The sequence below is a fragment of the Marinomonas arctica genome (assembly GCF_003259225.1).
Classification (GTDB): Bacteria; Pseudomonadota; Gammaproteobacteria; order Pseudomonadales; family Marinomonadaceae; genus Marinomonas; species Marinomonas arctica.
The window spans coordinates 39197-59444 of record NZ_QHJF01000021.1; the positions used below are offsets into that span (position 1 = coordinate 39197).

Annotated in this window: 23 protein-coding genes; 6 read left to right on the top strand and 17 right to left on the bottom strand. The window is 44.0% G+C overall.

The window, feature by feature from the left end; all coding sequences use genetic code 11:
- Positions 1-60 precede the first annotated feature (60 nt).
- The 5 genes from DK187_RS12990 to dapA all read right to left on the bottom strand — a co-directional run bounded on the left by DK187_RS12990 (position 61) and on the right by dapA (position 4757).
- Positions 61-747: an ABC transporter ATP-binding protein gene (locus DK187_RS12990; RefSeq protein ID WP_111607781.1), complete on the bottom strand. Its 687-nt coding sequence runs from the start codon at positions 745-747 to the stop codon at positions 61-63.
- On the bottom strand, positions 740-1984 hold the full coding sequence (locus DK187_RS12995) for a lipoprotein-releasing ABC transporter permease subunit (protein WP_111607782.1): 1245 nt from the start codon (positions 1982-1984) through the stop codon (positions 740-742). Before DK187_RS12995 ends, DK187_RS12990 begins: the two co-directional genes overlap by 8 nt.
- A 66-nt stretch (positions 1985-2050) precedes the next feature.
- Positions 2051-2767 carry a phosphoribosylaminoimidazolesuccinocarboxamide synthase gene (gene purC, locus DK187_RS13000; RefSeq protein ID WP_111607783.1) on the bottom strand — a complete coding sequence of 239 codons (717 nt, stop codon included), beginning with the start codon at positions 2765-2767 and terminating at the stop codon, positions 2051-2053.
- A gap of 38 nt (positions 2768-2805) precedes the next feature.
- Positions 2806-3879, bottom strand: a complete 1074-nt coding sequence (locus DK187_RS13005) for a hypothetical protein (RefSeq protein ID WP_111607784.1) — start codon at positions 3877-3879, stop codon at positions 2806-2808.
- Positions 3876-4757 carry a 4-hydroxy-tetrahydrodipicolinate synthase gene (dapA, locus tag DK187_RS13010; protein ID WP_111607785.1) on the bottom strand — a complete coding sequence of 294 codons (882 nt, stop codon included), beginning with the start codon at positions 4755-4757 and terminating at the stop codon, positions 3876-3878. The genes DK187_RS13005 and dapA overlap by 4 nt, the downstream gene beginning before the upstream one ends.
- Before the next feature lie 182 nt (positions 4758-4939).
- Here dapA and bcp point away from each other — a divergent pair, with 182 nt between their 5' ends.
- Positions 4940-5389: a thioredoxin-dependent thiol peroxidase gene (bcp, locus tag DK187_RS13015; protein WP_111607786.1), complete on the top strand. Its 450-nt coding sequence runs from the start codon at positions 4940-4942 to the stop codon at positions 5387-5389.
- A gap of 64 nt (positions 5390-5453) precedes the next feature.
- Here the strand turns inward: bcp and DK187_RS13020 are convergent, their stop codons facing one another.
- Positions 5454-6434 carry an aldo/keto reductase gene (locus DK187_RS13020; protein WP_111607787.1) on the bottom strand — a complete coding sequence of 327 codons (981 nt, stop codon included), beginning with the start codon at positions 6432-6434 and terminating at the stop codon, positions 5454-5456.
- 107 nt (positions 6435-6541) lie between these two features.
- On the opposite strand from DK187_RS13020, the gene DK187_RS13025 reads away from it, so the two are divergent.
- Both DK187_RS13025 and DK187_RS13030 read left to right on the top strand, forming a co-directional pair.
- Positions 6542-7438 carry a LysR family transcriptional regulator gene (locus tag DK187_RS13025; RefSeq protein ID WP_162623517.1) on the top strand — a complete coding sequence of 299 codons (897 nt, stop codon included), beginning with the start codon at positions 6542-6544 and terminating at the stop codon, positions 7436-7438.
- 45 nt (positions 7439-7483) lie between these two features.
- Positions 7484-8368 (top strand): AEC family transporter, encoded by an 885-nt coding sequence (locus DK187_RS13030; protein ID WP_111607789.1) that lies wholly within the window; start codon positions 7484-7486, stop codon positions 8366-8368.
- A gap of 5 nt (positions 8369-8373) precedes the next feature.
- Here DK187_RS13030 and DK187_RS13035 read toward each other — a convergent pair whose 3' ends face one another.
- Positions 8374-9267, bottom strand: coding sequence for a choline sulfate utilization transcriptional regulator (locus tag DK187_RS13035; protein ID WP_111607790.1), 894 nt, complete (start codon positions 9265-9267; stop codon positions 8374-8376).
- 140 nt (positions 9268-9407) lie between these two features.
- Between DK187_RS13035 and betC the strand changes: the two genes are divergently transcribed.
- A complete protein-coding gene (gene betC / locus DK187_RS13040; protein WP_111607791.1) occupies positions 9408-10931 on the top strand; it encodes a choline-sulfatase in 1524 nt (507 codons plus the stop codon).
- Between the two features lie 43 nt (positions 10932-10974).
- Positions 10975-11922, top strand: a complete 948-nt coding sequence (gene choX, locus DK187_RS13045) for a choline ABC transporter substrate-binding protein (protein ID WP_111607792.1) — start codon at positions 10975-10977, stop codon at positions 11920-11922.
- A gap of 98 nt (positions 11923-12020) precedes the next feature.
- On the opposite strand, the gene queF is transcribed toward choX, so the two are convergent.
- From queF to DK187_RS13060, 3 genes are read right to left on the bottom strand one after another with little or no spacing between them, the layout of a single operon-like run.
- Complete coding sequence (queF, locus tag DK187_RS13050; protein WP_111607793.1) at positions 12021-12836, bottom strand: NADPH-dependent 7-cyano-7-deazaguanine reductase QueF; 816 nt, start codon at positions 12834-12836, stop codon at positions 12021-12023.
- A gap of 10 nt (positions 12837-12846) precedes the next feature.
- Positions 12847-13620, bottom strand: coding sequence for an ABC transporter permease (locus DK187_RS13055; RefSeq protein ID WP_111607794.1), 774 nt, complete (start codon positions 13618-13620; stop codon positions 12847-12849).
- 4 nt (positions 13621-13624) lie between these two features.
- Complete coding sequence (locus DK187_RS13060; RefSeq protein WP_111607795.1) at positions 13625-14539, bottom strand: ABC transporter ATP-binding protein; 915 nt, start codon at positions 14537-14539, stop codon at positions 13625-13627.
- 64 nt (positions 14540-14603) lie between these two features.
- Between DK187_RS13060 and DK187_RS13065 the strand changes: the two genes are divergently transcribed.
- The gene (locus DK187_RS13065; protein WP_111607796.1) at positions 14604-15011 is read left to right on the top strand and encodes a PA2817 family protein; all 408 of its coding nucleotides are present in this window, start codon (positions 14604-14606) and stop codon (positions 15009-15011) included.
- Positions 15012-15101: 90 nt separating this feature from the next.
- On the opposite strand, the gene fabF is transcribed toward DK187_RS13065, so the two are convergent.
- The 7 genes from fabF to DK187_RS13100 form a co-directional block, all read right to left on the bottom strand.
- The gene (gene fabF, locus DK187_RS13070) at positions 15102-16343 is read right to left on the bottom strand and encodes a beta-ketoacyl-ACP synthase II (RefSeq protein WP_111607797.1); all 1242 of its coding nucleotides are present in this window, start codon (positions 16341-16343) and stop codon (positions 15102-15104) included.
- A 103-nt stretch (positions 16344-16446) separates the two neighbouring features.
- Positions 16447-16680, bottom strand: a complete 234-nt coding sequence (gene acpP, locus DK187_RS13075) for an acyl carrier protein (RefSeq protein WP_012069834.1) — start codon at positions 16678-16680, stop codon at positions 16447-16449.
- A gap of 131 nt (positions 16681-16811) precedes the next feature.
- Positions 16812-17546 carry a 3-oxoacyl-ACP reductase FabG gene (fabG, locus tag DK187_RS13080; protein WP_111607798.1) on the bottom strand — a complete coding sequence of 245 codons (735 nt, stop codon included), beginning with the start codon at positions 17544-17546 and terminating at the stop codon, positions 16812-16814.
- A gap of 57 nt (positions 17547-17603) precedes the next feature.
- Positions 17604-18527, bottom strand: a complete 924-nt coding sequence (fabD, locus tag DK187_RS13085) for an ACP S-malonyltransferase (protein ID WP_111607799.1) — start codon at positions 18525-18527, stop codon at positions 17604-17606.
- Positions 18528-19484: a fatty acid synthesis protein gene (locus DK187_RS13090; protein WP_111607800.1), complete on the bottom strand. Its 957-nt coding sequence runs from the start codon at positions 19482-19484 to the stop codon at positions 18528-18530.
- An 11-nt stretch (positions 19485-19495) separates the two neighbouring features.
- Positions 19496-19675 carry a 50S ribosomal protein L32 gene (gene rpmF, locus DK187_RS13095; protein ID WP_072839128.1) on the bottom strand — a complete coding sequence of 60 codons (180 nt, stop codon included), beginning with the start codon at positions 19673-19675 and terminating at the stop codon, positions 19496-19498.
- A gap of 17 nt (positions 19676-19692) precedes the next feature.
- Positions 19693-20214 carry a YceD family protein gene (locus DK187_RS13100; protein ID WP_111607801.1) on the bottom strand — a complete coding sequence of 174 codons (522 nt, stop codon included), beginning with the start codon at positions 20212-20214 and terminating at the stop codon, positions 19693-19695.
- Positions 20215-20248: the final 34 nt, after the last annotated feature.

Below are 20248 nucleotides of genomic sequence, written 5' to 3' on the forward strand. Positions count from 1 at the left end.
AGCTATTTTTTAGCCTGGCTTTCAAGCGATAGAAATGCTTTTAGAACACGCAGCGATTGATCACTTCAGTGACTGTAGCGTCCCTTTAGATAAGCGATAAGCAGAATCCATCCAGCTCAGCATTTTTTCATCGTGAGTAACGAGTAAAAATGCCATGTTATAAGTCACTTTTAATTCGTTAATTAAATTCTGGATCTCCAACGACGTGGTTTCATCTAAGTTCCCTGTTGGCTCATCCATCAACACGCAAGCAGGTCGATTAGCCAGTGCTCTAGCAATGGCCACCCTCTGTCTCTCGCCACCAGAAAGCTGTGAAGGCCTGTGATTAAAGCGATCCTTCAGGCCCACTTGTGCAAGCAATTCCTCACCGCGCAACTTTGCCTCCTGCTTATTCATACCGGCTATCCACATTGGCATCAGTACGTTTTCTAAAGCACTAAACTCCGCCAACAAATGATGAAATTGATAAACAAAACCCATTTCACGATTGCGCATTTTGGCGCGCTTTGAATCGCTCATGCTAGACCAAGAAACTTGCGCAAGCTTAACCTCTCCTGTCGTTGCTAGGTCTAAGCCCGCCAACAAGTTCAATAAAGTTGTTTTCCCTGACCCCGACGCCCCCACAATAGCGCAAGCCTCGCCCTTATTCACGGACAAGTCGATGGATCGAAACACATCTACAACCTGCTTACCATCTTGATACTGCTTAGAAAGTGCATGACACTCTAGAACAATATTATTACTCATAGCGTAATGCCTCTGCTGGCTCTACTTTGGAAGCTCGCCACGCTGGATAAATTGTCGCTGCGACCGTCATAATAAAAGCGGACACTACAATAAGCCTGACGTCAGACCATTCTAACTGTGATGGCAAATAATTAATGAAATACACATCTGAATTCAAAAATTCAACATTAAATAAGGTTTGTACAGCCGCAATCAGATCACTGACGTTCAATGCTAAAGCAACCCCAGATATCACACCAATTAAGGTCCCCAACATCCCGATGAACATCCCCTGAACAATAAACACCCACATCACTTGAGCGGACGTTAATCCCATCGTTCTTAAAATCGCGATATCATTGCGCTTGTCTGTTACGACCATAACCAACGTAGACACAATATTAAAGGCAGCAACCGCAACAATAAGCAGCAGCAGCAAGCCAATCATGGTCTTTTCCATCTGGATGGCTTGAAACAAATTTCCGTGCGTGCGAGTCCAGTCACTGACTCTATTTTGTCCTGGTATGTCACGAGCAATGTCCCAGATACGGACCGGCGCCACAAACAGATCGTCAAAAGAAATTCTTAACGCTTCCGCGTCATCATCGTTGTAACGCTTAAGTTTGGCGGCATCTTTGATATTGATATAGGCCAAACTACTGTCTAACTCAGCCCCAACCTCAAACGTACCAACAACCGTAAAGCGTTTCAAAACCGGAGCCACACCTGCAATCGATACATTGGCTTTGGGTAAAATGGCCGTGACCTTATCACCCACCGCCACTCCTAGCATTTTTGCGAGCTGAGCCCCTAAAACGATACCGAAACTGGTGTCATCAAGCGCACTTAATGAGCCCGATGCCATATTGTTATCAATAATGGAGACCTTTTTTTCCATATTGGGATTAATCCCATTAAGAATGGCACCATGAACACTGTCGCCAGATTGAAACATCACCTGAGCTTGAATATGAGGCGCAACACCAATCACGTTGGGCATTTTTTCAACAAGCTTGGCCGTAGCTCGCCAATCATCTAGTACAGGAGTTCCCCACAATGTAGCATGAGGCACCATGCCCAATATGCGCTGTCGCAACTCTCTGTCAAAGCCATTCATTACGGATAAAACAGTAATAAGTACCATGACCCCAAGTGCCAAGCCAGCAATGGAAGAAAAGCTAATAAAAGAAATAAAGTGATTGGAACGTTTTGCCCGGGCATAACGCAAGCCAATGGCAATAGGAAGGAAGTTAATCAATGTTTGTCCTTGCGCGGTAAAAATGGAGGCGCTTGTCCTCCATTTTGAACTAAGTTACCAATACGCTTATGCGTCGAAATCGATACCTATACGACGACCTACATCTTCGTAAGCTTCGATTACGCCACCCAAGCCTTGACGGAAACGATCTTTATCTAATTTTTCTTTGGTTTTGGCATCCCATAAACGGCAGCCATCAGGAGAAAACTCATCCCCTAATACAACCTCGCCCTTATATAGTCCAAATTCTAATTTGTAATCAACTAGAATCATGCCGCCTTCCGCAAAAATCGCTTTTAATACATCATTCACCTTGAATGTAAGCTCTTTCGCTTTGGCTAAATCTGTGGCTTTCGCCCAACCAAATGATTCAACATGCGACTCATTGATCATTGGATCACCTAGCGCATCATTCTTTAAGAACAACTCAAATGTTGGCGGTGTAAGCGTAATACCTTCTTCGACACCTAATCGACGACATAGACTGCCAGCAGCGACATTTCGAACCACGCATTCCACTGGAATCATATCGAGACACTTAACCAGCGACTCAGTATCACTTAACAGTTTTTCAAAATGGGTTGGAATACCGGCTTCTTGTAATTTTGTCATGATGAATGCATTGAACTTATTGTTCACCATGCCCTTTCGGTCAAGCTGCTCTATTCTTTTACCGTCAAAGGCAGAGGTATCATCACGAAACACTAGAACCATCTTGTCAGGATCATCTGTACGAAATACAGATTTTGCCTTACCTGCATACAGCTCTTGTCGTTTTTCCATTGGAGGGTCTCCGGTTTTCTTTTTTGAGGGGTTAATCTTTAGTTTACAAAACGTTGTGCCAAATGAAACGACACGACTTCTGGAAATGCCATGGAGGACACATCAATCACCAAAAAGTCACCTGCTTTTTGATGCGTGATTTTGTAAGCGTACTCGCGCTCTTCCCAGCTTACGTCGTCTAAGTCGCGACGAATTGTCTTAATGGATTCTAGTTTTTTCCCACTGCTTAGAGGAACACTGAAATCAATGACATCACCGACTCTAGCAACATCTTCTGGTCGCACAGGAGCAAGCATGTTTTCAACGCCTGGAATCAGATAAATATCCGCCGCATTTAACTTAGCTTCAATGTCCGATTGAGAAACGTTATTGCCTAAATAAATGGCATACAGCCCCTGATGATCCACCCAAACTGGGAAAGAAGAGGCGTCATTACGGTTTGAAAGATACGCAGAGGATTGGTTTAATTGACGACCCATTGCGCCCCACAAACGTACAGCAACGGAATAAGCATCATCGTTCTGAACAGGACTCATCCAGCCAGTTGGCTCAACATCCTGTTGCTCGTTGCGGAACTGAACACTTACCAATGTTTTCTCGCCAGATTCACTAAAGCGAAACGAGAAAGCCGTTTGCGCTGGGTGTAAACGGGTAATACCGCTCCACAATGATGCCCACCATCCTTGCGGATGGAAGTCGAAAGGAATGGAAATAATTTGATCTTGTGTTTGTGACGCTATCGGGTCGCCCGCGCCATTCAGGGCGGTCAAAAAATCCGCTACAATACGCTTAGATTGCTCCATGTTTGCTGGCACAGACAATTCCAATGAATCATCTTGCTCCATTACGCCAACATCGACCATTGGGTAGAAAATAAAAGGCGCCCGTGGCGTCGTAAATGGCTTAGATGGCTCCAAACTGGCAATTTTATCTTCATTCGGAATCACTAACACATCTTTTGACGGTACAGACCCTTCAGGCACAACCAAGGTTGTTGCTTTTGGGGTGCCATCTTGATAATCGTCAGAATGATCGGTCAAAAAAAGACTGCAACCAGACAATAAAATAGCCAATGAACTTGCGCTCATTAACTGTAACGTGAACTTATTCATACTAATAAAACTCCAGCTTCTATCATAGCTTGTCGAACAGCGGCATGATGCGGCGCTGAAAGTGGGGTAAGTGGCAATCGAATTCCTTCTTCACACAGACCTAATTGGCTGCAAGCCCATTTAACGGGGATAGGATTGGATTCTAAAAACAAATTTTTATGAAGAGATGCTACCGTTGTGTCAACAGAGTGCGCTTGATCTGCTTTTCCTGCTAAAGCGAGTTCAGCGGCCTGAGCAACGGCTCTTGGGGCAACATTTGCGGTTACAGAAATATTACCTTTACCACCCAATAGGATTAACGAAACCGCAGTCGCATCATCTCCCGAGTACACAGCAAAATGCTCTGGCAAAGCTTTAATCAAGGCTTCGCCACGCTCAAGGTTACCTGTAGCGTCCTTGATACCCACAATATTTTTAACAGAAGCAAGGCGAACAACAGTCTCATTTTGCATATCGCAGGCGGTACGGCCCGGTACATTATATAGAATTTGTGGAATATCAACCGCCTCAGCAATGGCCTTGAAATGCTGATACAGACCTTCCTGAGTGGGTTTATTATAATATGGTGTGACAAGCAAACAGGCATCAGCACCCGCTTCTTTTGCTCGGCGAGTTAAATCAATGGCTTCATGGGTTGCGTTAGCGCCTGTGCCAGCAATAACAGGCACTCTACCCTTAACCGTTTTCACTACTTGGCGAATAACATTGGCATGTTCTTCTGGGGTTAAGGTCGATGACTCACCTGTGGTCCCAACCGCAACAATACCATGCGTTCCCTCGTTAATATGAAACTCTATTAGATCATCTAATTTTTTAGTGTCTACAGCGCCATCTGGTGACATAGGTGTGATAAGCGCAACTAAACTACCTGTGATCATTTCGAGTCTCCGATAAAATTATAAGCGCGCCTATAGTAACGTCCAGACTCAGCTTTAACAATAATTGAGGGACGTAAAGCCAGAGTAAATTAGCAAGAAAACGCATTCAAGGGGATTTTTTGCTTCGCTCTTGGTAAGCTATTCTTATTTAACACATTTCGTTAATAACAGAGAGTAGCATTATGACAATCGAAATTGGACAAATTGCGCCTGATTTTAGCGCCAAAGATCAAAATGGCGAAACCATCACTTTGAGCCAGTTTAAAGGCAAAAAAGTGGTGCTGTATTTTTACCCAAGAGACGCAACACCTGGCTGTACCGCTCAGGCCTGCGATTTGCGTGACAATTACCAAGCACTGTTAGATCAAGACTACGTCGTTCTTGGTGTGAGCACGGACACAGAAAAGAAACACCAAAACTTCATTGCCAAATACGATTTGCCATTCCCTTTAATCGCCGACACTGAAAAAGAGGTACACGAGCTATATGGGACTTGGCAATTGAAAAAGTTCATGGGTAAGGAGTCGATGGGCACAGTAAGAACCACATTTATTATCGATGAAGAAGGTGTTATTGCGGACATTATCAGCAAGGTGAAAACCAAGGCTCATGCAGAACAAATACTAAAATAAAGCATTCAGAGTGGGACGCTATTATGTTCGCGTCCCACTTTTTCTTGCCTGAATTCTTAATACGTTAAATGCCGCCGCGAATTTCCGATCTCACCTCATCACGATAAAAATCGGCCAGCAACACATGCAGCTCTTTGCTCAATGGAGGCAGTGAAGATGCCGCCGCATTACGAACAACTTGTGAGGAACGACTGGCTCCGGCAATAATACTAGACACCTGAGGTTGATCTAAAATCCAGCGCAGTGATACATCAAGAATATTCTGCCCTTCAGGTAATTTCGACTTTAATGATTCCACTAACGCCACACCTTTTTCAAACGGAATGCCATTAAAAGTTTCGCCCACATGAAACGCTGCGCCATCTTTGTTATAAGAGCGATGATCATGCTCATCAAATTGATGATGGCTGGACATTTTGCCTGACAACAATCCGCTTGCTAAAGGCAAACGTACTATGATGCCAACATTATTCTTTTCGGCTAATGGCAAAAGCGACTCAACGGCATCTTGACGAAATACATTAAACAAAATTTGTAAGCTGGCCATTTCAGGATGTTCACAGCAAAACCTTGCTTCGTCTAACATTTCTACGCTGGCACCAAAATGCTTAATAATGCCCTCTTGCTTAAGATCTTCCATCCAAGCAAGGATATCACCATCAAACAGTACCTCTCTTGGTACACAATGTAATTGCGCCAAATCGATACTATCAACCCCCAACCGTTTCGCTGACTCTTGCAGACTTTTTTTCACTGCTGCCTTGCTGTAACCGTTTGGGTATAACGCGGCATTTCGTCCCACTTTTGTAGCAATAATGGGCGGCTTAGCTAAGGCTTTACGCCACTCTCCAATTCGCTGCTCACTGATTCCACCACCATATACATCCGCAGTGTCAAAAAAACGAATTCCCTCAGCCATCGCCGTTTGCAATATCTGCTCAGCGTCTTTGTCTTCTAAAGGGCCGAAGTCGTTACCCAGTTGCCAACAACCTAAGCCAATCTCTGATACTTCAAAGCCTGTTTTTCCTAACACTCTCGTTTTCATACATCCTCCTCGGCGAGATTTAATAACCCATAACACTACTATACGAGCCTTTTTACTGTTTATAATTATCAATCCATTAAATGCATTGTTTATTAAGGCTTAACAATATGAGCGCCAACGTCCCAGAAGGCATACCCGAGTTTTTGGCCGTGGTAGAAACACAGAGCTTTTCAAAGGCAGCCGAACAACGCAATCTGTCACGTGCGAGAATATCGCAAATCATCAGTGGGTTAGAAAAACACATGGGCGTTCAATTGCTCTATCGATCCACACGCTCTCTGTCTTTGTCTCCCGCAGGCGAGACCTTTTACCAACTTTCTCGCCAAGGCATAGATCAGTTGGAACATGCGGTGCAATCGGCGCAAAATGCTCATGCCAGTATCGGTGGGAAAATTCGGATAAACTCGGTTGGAGGTTTGTTTGGTGAAGCCATACTCGCACCGATCATGATTCGCTTTATGATTGACAATCCGCAAATAGAAATAGACCTGAGTTTTTCCAGTACTCGAGAAGATCTAATTGAGGCGCAGTATGATTTAGTGGTCAGAATGGGAAGCTTGTCCAACTCTAATCTAATCGGTCGCAAGTTAACCCACTATACGAATCATCTCGTGGCGAGCCCAGTCTATTTAACATCCATGCCTACACTGAAGAGTCCGAAAGACTTATTAGACCATGCATTAATCAATGGCTCGGTGAAAAGATGGTCTTTTACACACACCACCACCAAAGAAAAGTATGAGCTCCCCGTATTAGGAAAATTAACCTGTTCAAATGGTCATGTCTCCAAGCTGGCAACGCTCAATGGAGCCGGCATTTCCAGACAGCCTGCCTATTATGTAGAGCAAGAAATAGCGGAAGGACTACTCGTTAACCCTTTACCAGACTGGCAGCTATCCTCTTCTGACGTCACTTTGCTCTACCCTAAATCAAGAAATATCAGCTTAAGAGTGAAAACCTTGGTGGACTATTTAATAGAAGCCTTTAACATAACCGCTAATTAATCCCATTGAAATAACCATAAACCAAACCACTCGCAAGGGTTCTTTATGCTAACAGCACTAGCAGGCGCACTTACTCCCATTCTATTACTGATTTGCTTAGGCTTTTTTCTCGGCAAAAAAACCAACTACCTAGAAAATCCGTCACTAGGCGCCCTAGTTTCCAATTTAGGCTTACCCGCTCTGCTACTTCATTCCGTACTGTCCATGCAGATGCAGATTTTTAGTATGCTAAAAATCATTGTAGCGACTACGATTGTCTTAGCACTGGTTAGTTTACTTTCTTATGGTTTTCTAAAGCTTCTCAAACTTCCGACACGGTTTTATTTACCACCATTGGTCAACCCCAATACGGGGAATTTAGGCATCCCCGTTGCGTACGCTTTGTTTGGCGCGGAAGGAATGGCCATCGCGGTGGTGATTTCATCTGTCGTGCAAATAAGCCATTTCACATTAGGTGTTGGGTTTATGTCTGGCGCCTACCACCCTAAGCAAATCCTCAAAAATGGCCCTGTGATTGCGCTAGTCGCTGGCGGTGTGTTGTTAAGTTTAAACGTAAGTCTGCCTGCGCCTTTAATGAATACAATGAACATGCTCAGTCAAATAACCTTACCTATCATGCTCATGCTGCTTGGTAACTCCATCAGCAGCCTTACGATCAAAGAAAGCAGCAAGATTAACCGAGCTATGTTGCTGTCGTTGTTCCGCCCTCTTGTCGGGGCATTATGCGCCAGTTTTGTGGTGATGTGGTTCCCCTTAAGCCAGCTAGAGGGTGCCGTACTGATCGTTCTTAGCACCATGCCCGTTGCTGTTATTAGCTACATGCTGGCGACTAAATTCAAAGGACCCGTGGATGAAATTGCACTCATGATATTACTTTCACTGCCAATGTCGCTTTGTACAGTGGGTTTACTATGGTGGTTGTATATATGAACAACCTAAGATTTAAGCCAATCGATAAAAGCAGAAACTGACGCTGTCGGCGCACGTTTTTTTGAGACAACAATGTGATAACCATGATCCGATTGGACGGCAAACTCGGACAGCGCAATCAAAACGCCACTTTGGATAAAATCATCCAGCAGTGGCGACCAACCAAGACCAATTCCCTGTCCAGAAATAGCCGCTTGAGCCAATAAGGTATAATTATCAAATTCCATGACAGATTCTGAAGGTGTCCATTGTGAGCCATTGAGCTGGAATAAAAGATCCCAATCCATCCATTTTTGCCCCATGTCTGCATTCAACTTTAGTAATGGCGCCTTTATCAAATCAGCAAGACCAGGAAAGCCACCAAACTCGGCATATAATTTCGGACTACACACCGGATAGACCACTTCTGGTAAAAGTTTTTCTGCCACATACCCTTGGTATTGCCCCTCACCAAACAGTACAGCCACATCGGCCTCAAGAGACGCCAAATCGACCTCGGATTGAGATGTGTGGATGCGAATATCAATATCTTTATGCAATCGTCGAAATTCAGGCAAGCGCGGCATCAGCCAAAAAGCGGCAAAAGCAAAATCCGTTGCGACAGAAATTCGTTGGGATTTGGGTTTTTGCTTTATTTTTTGTAACACCTCACGCAAATCTCGCAAACTCGACTGAGTCGTTTTTAGTAAAATATGCCCCGCATCGGTGAGCACAACACCGCGATATACCCGCTCAAATAAAGCGACACCCAGTGACGCTTCCAAGGCCTGTATTTGCTGGCTTACCGCTGGCTGAGTTGTACCTAATTCACGTGCCGCCGCCGTAAAACTTAACAACCTTGCTGCTGACTCAAAAACGACAAGTAATTGCAAAGGTGGAAGATCTGAATCTGATAACATAAGCTCAGCTTATCCCATGTATAAATTTTTAGTCAGTTTACAGCATTGTTTCCATAGCGCAATCTAGTGGACATCATAAGATTATTGAGCAATCCGTGTTCACTTATCTTGTCTTCACTCCTTATCCATTAGAGAAAATCATGGCAGAAAAAAAACCAAACATTCTTTTCATTATGGCAGATCAACTAGCAGCTTCTGCTCTACCCTTTTATGGACACCCTCTTGTTAAAACCCCAAACTTGAGTTCGCTCGCACAAAATGGTGTCGTCTTTGACTCAGCCTATTGCAACAGCCCACTTTGTGCCCCCTCTCGATATGTCCTTATGACAGGTCAACTGCCGAGCAAAATAGGCGCTTATGACAATGCCGCTGACCTTTCGGCTGATATTCCAACATTTGCCCATTACCTTCGAGCACAAAACTACAAAACCGCCCTATCAGGAAAAATGCATTTTTGTGGCCCAGACCAACTGCACGGGTTTGAAGAGCGCCTTACTACAGACATTTATCCAGCCGATTATGGTTGGTTTCCAAATTGGGATGATGTAAAAACACGCCCTACTTGGTACCACAACATGTCTTCTGTCACTCAAGCTGGACCTTGTATACGCAGCAATCAGCTAGACTTTGATGATGAAGTCGTATTCCACGCACAACGTTACCTATACGACTATGTAAGACGGGAGCAAGATCGTCCTTTTTGCTTAACGGTATCAATGACACACCCTCACGACCCATACGCCATTCCGCCCGAATACTGGGACAGATATGAGGACGATGAAATCGATCTGCCGAAAATCACTATTAAAAAAGAAGACCAAGATCCTCATTCTGCTCGCTTGCAAAACGTGTATGACTATTACGCTCAAGATTTAAGTGAGCAACAGATCCGTAACGCTAGACACGCCTATTATGGTGCCATCAGTTATGTCGATGATAAAATTGGTATGCTACTCAAAACGCTGAAAGAAACAGGGCTCGATGACAATACCATTATTGTCTTCTCTGGCGATCATGGCGATATGTTAGGCGAACGCAACCTTTGGTATAAAATGTCCTTCTTTGAAGGGTCTGCTCGTGTCCCCATGATCGTTCATGCCCCCAATCGCTTTACCGCAAAACGGGTTAAAGAGTCGGTTTCCACCATAGACTTATTGCCCACTTTCCTTGAAATGGCAACGGGCATTTCCAATCATGAATATGCCATGCCAATACAAGGCCGAAGTTTAATGCCACACATTCAAGGCAAAAGTGGCGCTCACGATGAAGTAATTGGTGAATATTTTGGCGAAGGCGCCATAGCGCCACTGCTAATGATACGAAGAGCGCAATATAAGTATGTCTACTGTCACATCGATCCAGAACAGCTCTTTGATCTCAACAACGACCCCAATGAATTAGTAAATCTTGCGACTAACCCAGAATATGCTGATTTACTCCAAAGCTTCAAAAAAGAAACATTAGCGCGTTGGGATTCGGACGCTCTTACCCAAGACGTAGTCATCAGCCAGCGTAGACGTCGATTGATTGTAAGCGCCATGAACAAAGGCAAAAAAACAACATGGGATCATCAACCCCTGTTCGATAGCAGCGAGATGTATATGAGAAATCACATCGACCTCGATGATTTGGAAAGTCGATCTCGCTTCCCTAAAGTTGAATAAACCAAATACATAAAAAAGCCACATCACAAATAGGAGCACACCAATGAAGAAAGCACTTCCTTTTAGTATCGCAGGACTAAAAAGCATAGGGATAGCCAGCCTACTGATTGGCAGTAGTTTCGCCATATCTGCCGCACCGGAGCAATGTAAAAAAGTGACGTTTAGTGACCCTGGTTGGACTGACATAGGTGCCACAAATGGTATCGCTATCACTCTTTTAAAAGCCATGGGGTACGATACGCAAGTGTATTTACTCAGCGTGCCAGTGGGATTTGAAGGCTTAAAAAATGCAGAAATAGACGCCTTTATGGGGAACTGGATGCCCGCCCAGTCCGCTTTTATTGATAAATACAAAGACAATGTAGATGTGGTACGCACCAATTTAGAAGGGGTAAAATTCACTTTGGCTGTCCCAACATACGTTTTCGACGCAGGCGTCAAAGACTTCGCTGACCTGCATACATTCAGCAAAGAATTTCGCCAACGAATCTATGGCATTGACGCGGGCGCACCAGCCAATCAAAAATTGCAAAATATGATAGACAGCAACGACTTTAGTTTACAAGACTGGAAAGTGGTGGAATCTGGTGAACAAGCCATGCTCTCTCAAGTGGCAAGAAGTGTAAAACGCGACAACTTTATCGTGTTTCTTGCCTGGGAGCCTCATCCAATGAACGTAAATTTTGACCTAAAATATCTAACAGGTGGCGACGAATATTTTGGCCCTAATTACGGTGGTGCAACCATTCGCACCCTAACTCGTAAAGGCTATTCAGAGGAGTGCCCCAATGTTGGCAAACTGTTAAATAATCTCGAATTTACCCTAACAATGGAAAACGAAATCATCGACTCAAGTGAAAAGCCAGAACAAGCAGCGGCAAATTGGATCAAGGCTCACCCAGAAGTACTTGAAAAATGGCTGCAAGGCGTGACCACTTTTGAAGGAAATCCTGCATTGCCGGTCGTGAAAAAACAACTAGATATACTGTAAACGCACGTCTTTAAAACAAAAAGCCGCCTGCTTTTTAGCCGCCTGCTTTTTAGCCGGCGGCTTTTTGGCTTTACCAGAGCAATGTTTGAATAAAAAAGCTACTGGCGCGTTAAGCGGTCATTCCCTAATACTAGAGGCATGGTTGAACGATAAGGATTGATATCCAAACCGCCACGTCTTACATAACGCGCATAAACAGTAAGATTCTCAGGCTTACATTGACGCATGATATCAATAAAAATTCGCTCAACGCATTGCTCATGAAAGTCCGTATGTTCACGAAACGAAATAACATATTTCAACAAACTTTCGTGGTGAATTTTAGGCCCTTTATAATCAATAAAAACCGAGCCCCAATCAGGTTGATTGGTAACCGGACAATTGGATTTTAAAAGATGACTCACCAAACGCTCTTCAACCATCCCCATGGTCTCGTCAGTTGTCAACAAGCTCGCGTTAGGATGATATTCCGATACATCAACATCCAACTCATCCACACAGTAGTCAGGTGTTAACACAACCAAAGAGGCCATCGAATCAACGTCTCGAATCATCACGGTCACTGCTGCCCCAGCGGCGGCAGATAAATCCTTTTCAAGAAGCGACTGTACCGCCTCAACAGACTCATAACGCATTTGATTCAATGAATTCAAATACAATTTAAACGATTTAGACTCAATAATATTTGGCGAGTCACAGGGCAAACGAAATTCAGCCAAAGCAACGATCGGCTTACCTTTTAAGTTTAACCATGACAATTCATAAGCATTCCAAACGTCCTCACCATAAAATGGCAAGCGCTCAGATTCAATCCCCATTTCAGTCCATTTGTCCACTCTCGCAATGGGAAAAAGCAACCCTGCATCATACTCAGAAACATACTCTGTTTGCTGACCTAAGGGTAAAAAGCCCATATACATTACCTCAATTTCTAATACCTTTGCCCTGATTGAGCAAACGCAGACCAAAACCAAACAACACCACAATAAAAACACTCACGATCACAAGCGCCCAATACACATTAATATCAGAAACGCCTAATACGCCGAAGCGAAACGCATTCACCATATACAAAACAGGGTTTAACAAGGAAACCGACTGCCAAAAGTCTGGTAATAAATCAATCGAGTAGAACACACCACCAAGATAGGTTAACGGCGTCAAAATAAAAGTGGGGACAATGGAAACATCGTCAAAATTCCTCGCATAAATGGCATTAACAAAGCCACCGAGAGAAAACATAATCGCTGTCAAACACACCACCAAGACAGTTAACAACAAATTTTCCAATGCTAAATGCGTAAAAAACAACGACAGCACGGTGACGATTAGGCCTACGCACAACCCACGCGCGACACCGCCTAACGTATAACCGAGTAAGATTACCCAATTTGGAGTAGGTGATACCAATAACTCCTGCACACTATGCTGGAATTTTGCGGAGAAGAACGACGACGAAACGTTTGAGTAAGCGTTAGTAATGACAGACATCATGATCAGACCTGGCACAATATACTGCATATAACTAAAGCCGCCCATCTGGCCAATTCGATCACCGATCAAGTTGCCAAAAATAGCAAAGTATAATGTCATCGTAATGGCTGGAGGCAATAATGTTTGTGGCCAAATTCGAGTAAAACGACGAATCTCTCTCACTAAAATCGTATAAAATGCGACCCAAATTTCCGAATTTTTCATCTATCTAGCCTTTTATTAATTTAACGAAGAGTTCTTCGAGTCGATTAGACTTATTGCGCATGCTAACAACATTAATCGATATGGCATCCAATGCTTTAAAAATAGCGTTGATCGATTGCCCCTTAACGACTTCAACCTCGACTGAACTTGCATCTTTACTCACCACAACACTAAAACCGGGTAAAGACCAACCAGTCGGTAAGCTTGAATCCAAATCCAGAATAAACGTCTCTTGATTCAGTGTTTTCAGTAACGCTTTAATACTGGTATTTTCGACAATCTCTCCCGCATTGATAATCGCAATATTGCGACACAACTGTTCAGCTTCCTCTAGGTAATGCGTCGTTAAAATAATCGTCGTACCTTGCTCGTTTAATTTTTTAATGAACTCCCACATAGAACGACGCAATTCAATATCCACGCCAGCAGTAGGTTCATCTAAAATAAGCACCTCAGGCTCATGTATCAGAGCCCTGGCTATCATTAATCGTCTCTTCATTCCTCCAGACAGCATACGGGACTGATCATTTCTTTTATCCCAAAGATCAAGCTGCTTTAGATATTTCTCTGCACGCTCCTCAGCAACGGAACGACTTATGCCATAAAAACCCGCTTGAGTAACAACCACATTAAAAACGGTTTCAAATACATTAAAGTTAAATTCTTGTGGTACCACACCTAAGTATTTTTTGGCTTTGGCAAAATCTTTATCAATATCTGTCCCAAAAATAGAAACGCTACCTGATGTTTTGTTCACCAAAGAACATAAAATACCAATAGTGGTGGACTTACCGGCGCCATTTGGCCCCAATAACGCAAAGAAATCTCCCTTTTCAACTTTTAAATCGATACCTTTTAACGCCTCAAAACCACTTCCATAGCGTTTTTTAAGGTCACTAATTTCGATTGCATATGTCATAATTGAAGTTCTCGTACGGCAATGCCGACTAAAATAGTTACTTACTTGAATAGGCTTTTATTACGTGGAATCACGCACACAATACATACTTAACGCTTTTGCTGATTTGCGTCAGCGCATTGCAGAACATGCTCCCTTTAACCAGCCAGAACTGGCTGAAGAAGAATTAGACTTCTTAGAAACATGGGACCAACTGGTAAAAAACATACAGAGTACCTCCCACGACTACAGCTTTGATGCCCAAGAAGTATTATCACGCTTCATACGTTGCTACGCAAACCTAGTCCCGCTGATCAAACGGGAACTATTGTGGTTTGTCGGCGGAGAATGCTTACACTTTTTAGGTGATGAGGAAATTGCGCTTTATCAACAGCTGGAAGAACACCTTTATGATCTAGACAGTCACAATAGAAGCTACGATATTCAGGAAGAAATCAATGTACTACGCGGCGCAACAACCCAAATTCATTAGCCATAGTTAACGATAACGGTCGGTTATAGGCCGACCGTTATTACAACACCCCCAAGAGAACAAAGCCAAAGCGTTCTCAAGAAAATGATTTCAAGATATTTTCTTAAAAACCAAAGTGCCGTTTGTACCACCAAAGCCAAATGAATTATTTAAAACAACGTCTATTTTACGCTTTTGTGGGGTTCCAGGAACATAATTTAAATCGCAACCGTCACCAGGCTCTTCTAAATTAATGGTAGGTGGAGCGACTTGATCACGAATGGCTAATATCGAAAAAATAGACTCAACAGCGCCAGATGCCCCCAATAAATGCCCTATCATAGACTTAGTGGAGCTGATAGCAACATCCGATGCATCGGCCCCCATCACAGCCTTAACCGCCTGAGTCTCAGCTAAATCACCAGCTGGAGTAGACGTACCGTGGGCGTTTATATAATCGATATCCAGCGGCTTTAGCTTAGCGTCTTTTAATGCCGCCCTCATAGCCGAGGCTGCGCCCTCTCCACCTTCTGGTGGCGCTGTCATATGGTAAGCGTCATCACTCATACCAAAGCCAGCTAATTCGGCGTATATTTTTGCTCCACGCGCTACGGCATGCTCATATTCTTCTAACACCAAGATACCGGCACCGTCCCCCATGACAAAACCATCACGATTTTTATCCCATGGACGACTTGCTGTTTTATAATCATCATTTCGCGTCGACAGTGCTCTAGCAGCACCAAAACCACCGATACCAAGTGGCGTAATCGCCATTTCAGCGCCACCGGCAATCATGACATCAGCGTCACCATAAGCAATCATACGGCCCGCCATACCAATGTTATGCGTACCAGTGGTACAGGCAGTCACAATCGATATATTGGGGCCTTTAAAACCAAAACGAATCGCAACATGACCTGAAATCATATTAATAATCGCGCCTGGAACAAAAAAAGGAGAAATACGCTTTGGACCTGATTCATTCAATAGCTCTAGATTTTTTTCTATCATTGGTAAGCCACCAATGCCAGAACCTATCGCACAACCAACTCGGCTCAAATTCGCCGTATCGGAATTAAGGTTAGCATCATCCAAAGCCTGCACGGCAGCAGCGATACCATACTGAATGAAAAGATCCATCTTGCGGGCTTCTTTCACGCTCATGTACTGAGTCGCATCAAAACCGTTTACTTGTGCCGCAAAACGAGTGGAAAATTGGCTTGCGTCAAAAGAGGTGATCTCCGATACACCACTCTTACCTTCCAATATATTATCCCACGTATCTTTCACATTATTGCCAAGGGGTGTCACCATTCCCATTCCTGTGACTACAACCCGACGACGAGACATAAGATTTCTCCAGCAATTCGCCCTCAACTCTCAGGGCTATTAATAAGAAAAGCCGCTGTAACGAATACAAGCGGCTTTTCGGAAAACTCAGTTCACCAATATATTACAAGTTAGCGTTGATGTAGTCGTTCGCTGCTTGTACGGTAGTGATTTTTTCAGCTTCTTCATCAGGAATTTCAGTATCAAATTCCTCTTCAAGAGCCATTACAAGCTCAACTGTATCTAGGGAATCTGCACCTAGGTCATCAACAAAAGATGCTGAAGCAACAACATCTTCTTCTTTAACGCCTAGTTGTTCACAAACGATTTTTTTAACGCGTTCTTCAATGCTACTCATTAGAAGTTCCTACTCTACTCATTAACAGCTCAGTGTGAGCATATTATAAAATTCGATCACCTAAAAGGCGTGATTCTCGACATGAACCGGAGATGTATTTTCGTTGAATTAAACATAAAATTCAACTCAAATTACGACATATACATACCGCCATTGACATGTAATGTCTCTCCAGTGATGTAAGCGGCGCCATTTGACGCCAAAAACGCGACTGCTGCCGCAATTTCTTCGGGTTGACCAAGTCGTGATGAAGGCACTTTTTCAACCAATTTGGCTTTATGCTCTTCAGGTAAGACCTTAGTCATGTCTGTTTCAATGAACCCCGGTGCAACACAATTCACTGTGATACCACGAGACGCAATTTCTGCAGCTAGAGAACGGCTAAAACCTTCTAGACCCGCTTTGGCTGCAGAATAATTCGTTTGCCCGCCATTGCCCATAGAGCCAACAACTGAGCTGATGCTAATAACACGACCAAACTTTGCCTTAGTCATGCCGCGCAAGCAAGCTTTTGTGACACGAAATACAGACGTTAGATTCGTATTTACTACTTGATCCCACTCGTCTTCTTTCATTCGCATCATGAGATTATCACGAGTAATGCCCGCGTTATTTACCAAAATCGTTGGCGCACCAAATTCGGCTGTAATCTCTTTTACAACAGCATCAACGGACTCGCTTGATGATACATCTAGCACCCAGCCTTTACCATTAGCACCAAGGTATTCACTAATACTTTGCGCACCAGACTCACTCGTTGCCGTGCCAATAACAGTCGCACCTTGTTCAACCAGTGCGACAGCAATCGCTTTACCAATACCGCGAGTAGCGCCTGTTACCAGAGCAACTTTTCCTTCAAGACTCATGCTTGTCTCCAACAATATATTTCGAATCAAATACTTTTCGAACAAATAAAAATTCTATTACGCATGCAAAGCCGCTTCAAAGCTAGCAATATCACCAAGCGAAGCCGTTTCTAGGCCTTTGACAATACGCTTATTCAAGCCACTAAGCACTTTACCAGGGCCGCACTCTGCTGTAGAGGTCACACCCAATTCAGCCAGCAACATAACGGATTGCGTCCACAATACAGGCTCGCTCAACTGAGACACAAGATTGGCTTTGATCACAGCGGGGTCCGACACAGCCTGAGCAGTAACATTTTGCACCAAAGTACAAGAAGGCGAATGAAACACAATGGTTTCAAGTTTTTCTGCCAATTTCTTGCCCGCTGGAATCATCAATTCGCAATGAGAAGGCACGCTAACAGGCAACGGCAGCGCTCGCTTAGCACCCGCTTCTTTCGCATTCACCATAGCCGCTTCTACCGCAGCAACATGACCGGCAATAACCACCTGACCGGGCGAGTTAAAATTAACCGCACTCACGATACCTGGCGCAGCATCACATGCGGCCACGACCTTATCATCGTCCAGACCAATAATGGCAGCCATGGCACCTTCGCCTGCAGGCACCGCTTGCTGCATGTATTCGCCGCGTAATTTAACAAGTTCTACAGCATCAGTAAACGCCATTACACCCGCACACACTAAGGCGGAATATTCTCCAAGACTGTGACCCGCAACATACGCTGGTTTTTCACCGCCCTGCTGCTCCCACAAACGCCACAAAGCAACACTTGCGGTCAAAAGCGCAGGTTGTGTTTTGTCTGTTTGGCTCAATTTGTCTGCGTCGTTTTGCACAAGATCCCACAAATCATAACCAAGCACAGCAGATGCCTGTGCGAACGTTTGCTCTATTACATCATGTTTTTCTGCCAAATCCGCCAACATTCCCAATTGCTGAGAACCCTGCCCCGGAAAAACAAACGCTAATTTACTGCTCATTTAATCTCCTGACTCTAAAGCTTCATTACAAAGACGCGTTTCAATCGCTGAATACAAATTCGCTCGCGCAATATCGATACCATATTCTATCGCGCCTACCATAGCCGGCAAATCAGAACGACCATGACCTTTTACCAAATTGCCACGCACACCCACAAGGCAGGCCCCATGCCTACGCTCAGTTTGGTAAAAAGTCTCAAATAACGATGACACACCCTCTGCCTTTTTAAATTTGTTCACCATAAAGGAAAGCAGACCCTCAGATGCCTTTAATACGGCATTCCCAACCATGCCATCGCACACAATGACATTTTTCTCCCCTTCAAATAGCTCCGTGCCTTCCGCATACCCGAGATAAGTCGGCCACACCTTACTGGCTAAAAGCCTATTTGCCTCACGAATAACCGCACTTCCCTTAGAACTTTCAACACCAACGTTTAACAGACCAACTTTTGGTATCTCATCACTCAAGGCTTCAACATACGCCGCGCCAAGCTCAGCAAAACCCACTAACATGGATGGCGGACAATGAACATTCGCCCCCAAATCCACCAAACATCGAAGTGGATTCGAATAAAGCTCCCTAATTAAAGCCGGATAAAGTTTAGGACGCAATACACCCAACAAATGACGAGCAAGTGCCACCATAGCACCCGTGTTGCCTAAGGTCACGACAACATCTGAAGACCTATTTGCTAAGGCATTTAAAGATTGGTAAAGCGTACTATTACGACGACGAAATAAGGACAAAACAATTTCTTCATCGCCATCAATCACATCGGAGCAAGCAATCAAAGACAAACGTTTGTGAGGCTTAGGAAGGTCCAAACCAGAGTGAGGGGAATAATACACAGTAATGACGACATCTTCATGGCGAGAAAGGATCTCTATTGCACCGTCAAATGCAATGCGGGGACCTAAGTCCCCGCCCATAGCGTCTAAAGCTACCCTGATCATGGGTATCTTAGTTACTCACCTTTAGGGGTGATAACTTGACGACCACGGTAGAAACCATCAGCAGAAATGTGGTGACGACGGTGAAGTTCACCAGTAGTCTTTTCTACAGAAAGAGTTGGACCAGTCAAAGCATCGTGAGAACGGCGCTGGCCGCGACGTGAACGAGTTACTTTACTTTTTTGTACTGCCATTTTTGGAGCTCCTAACTTTACTTGACCTTTAATTGGGCCAATATACTAAATGGATTCGGTTTTTCGTCATCCGGTGCGTCATCGGTAGACGAGGCATACTTTACAGCTGTTGGGTTGCAACCACTTTCTTCGTGATAAGCGACAATGGGTAAGGCAAGTATAATTTCTTGCTCTACCATATCTGCTAAAATTACTTCACCATCGGTCATGACAACAGGATCGTAATTGTGCGGTAGGTTTTTCGCATGGTCTTCGTCGTAGACGAACCCCAAGGATAAATCTAACGCTAGATCATGTGTAACAGCTCCCATACAACGCTGACAAACAACTTGTACTTGAGCGGTTAATAATCCAGTAGCAATGTAACGCCTATCCTCATCAACTCTAAAGTCTAGATGAATAAAAGCATTACCCTCATCAGAGGCTAATATAGCACAAAGCTCCTTAAATTCATTAAGGCGCACGTACCCTTCGAACGCTTGCTCATTGCTTGCGTATTTTCGAGGGTCAAAATATTTAGGTAACGTATCATTCAACATGGCGGGGGATAATATTGCTAAGGACCCATTTTGT

Excerpts from the sequence above, each read along its gene's own strand:
- fabG (WP_111607798.1), bottom strand. The coding sequence starts at position 17,546 with ATGAGTCTTGAAGGAAAAGTTGCTCTGGTAACAGGCGCTACTCGCGGT.
- DK187_RS13090 (WP_111607800.1), bottom strand. The coding sequence starts at position 19,484 with ATGATCAGGGTAGCTTTAGACGCTATGGGCGGGGACTTAGGTCCCCGC.
- queF (WP_111607793.1), bottom strand. The coding sequence starts at position 12,836 with ATGGGCTTTTTACCCTTAGGTCAGCAAACAGAGTATGTTTCTGAGTAT.
- DK187_RS13020 (WP_111607787.1), bottom strand. The coding sequence starts at position 6,434 with ATGAAAACGAGAGTGTTAGGAAAAACAGGCTTTGAAGTATCAGAGATT.
- DK187_RS13055 (WP_111607794.1), bottom strand. The coding sequence starts at position 13,620 with ATGAAAAATTCGGAAATTTGGGTCGCATTTTATACGATTTTAGTGAGA.
- choX (WP_111607792.1), top strand. The coding sequence starts at position 10,975 with ATGAAGAAAGCACTTCCTTTTAGTATCGCAGGACTAAAAAGCATAGGG.
- purC (WP_111607783.1), bottom strand. The coding sequence starts at position 2,767 with ATGGAAAAACGACAAGAGCTGTATGCAGGTAAGGCAAAATCTGTATTT.
- DK187_RS13005 (WP_111607784.1), bottom strand. The coding sequence starts at position 3,879 with ATGAATAAGTTCACGTTACAGTTAATGAGCGCAAGTTCATTGGCTATT.
- DK187_RS13025 (WP_162623517.1), top strand. The coding sequence starts at position 6,542 with ATGAGCGCCAACGTCCCAGAAGGCATACCCGAGTTTTTGGCCGTGGTA.
- DK187_RS13030 (WP_111607789.1), top strand. The coding sequence starts at position 7,484 with ATGCTAACAGCACTAGCAGGCGCACTTACTCCCATTCTATTACTGATT.
- bcp (WP_111607786.1), top strand. The coding sequence starts at position 4,940 with ATGACAATCGAAATTGGACAAATTGCGCCTGATTTTAGCGCCAAAGAT.
- DK187_RS13100 (WP_111607801.1), bottom strand. The coding sequence starts at position 20,214 with ATGTTGAATGATACGTTACCTAAATATTTTGACCCTCGAAAATACGCA.
- DK187_RS12990 (WP_111607781.1), bottom strand. The coding sequence starts at position 747 with ATGAGTAATAATATTGTTCTAGAGTGTCATGCACTTTCTAAGCAGTAT.
- betC (WP_111607791.1), top strand. The coding sequence starts at position 9,408 with ATGGCAGAAAAAAAACCAAACATTCTTTTCATTATGGCAGATCAACTA.
- dapA (WP_111607785.1), bottom strand. The coding sequence starts at position 4,757 with ATGATCACAGGTAGTTTAGTTGCGCTTATCACACCTATGTCACCAGAT.
- DK187_RS13035 (WP_111607790.1), bottom strand. The coding sequence starts at position 9,267 with ATGTTATCAGATTCAGATCTTCCACCTTTGCAATTACTTGTCGTTTTT.
- acpP (WP_012069834.1), bottom strand. The coding sequence starts at position 16,680 with ATGAGTAGCATTGAAGAACGCGTTAAAAAAATCGTTTGTGAACAACTA.
- DK187_RS13060 (WP_111607795.1), bottom strand. The coding sequence starts at position 14,539 with ATGACATATGCAATCGAAATTAGTGACCTTAAAAAACGCTATGGAAGT.
- fabD (WP_111607799.1), bottom strand. The coding sequence starts at position 18,527 with ATGAGCAGTAAATTAGCGTTTGTTTTTCCGGGGCAGGGTTCTCAGCAA.
- fabF (WP_111607797.1), bottom strand. The coding sequence starts at position 16,343 with ATGTCTCGTCGTCGGGTTGTAGTCACAGGAATGGGAATGGTGACACCC.
- rpmF (WP_072839128.1), bottom strand. The coding sequence starts at position 19,675 with ATGGCAGTACAAAAAAGTAAAGTAACTCGTTCACGTCGCGGCCAGCGC.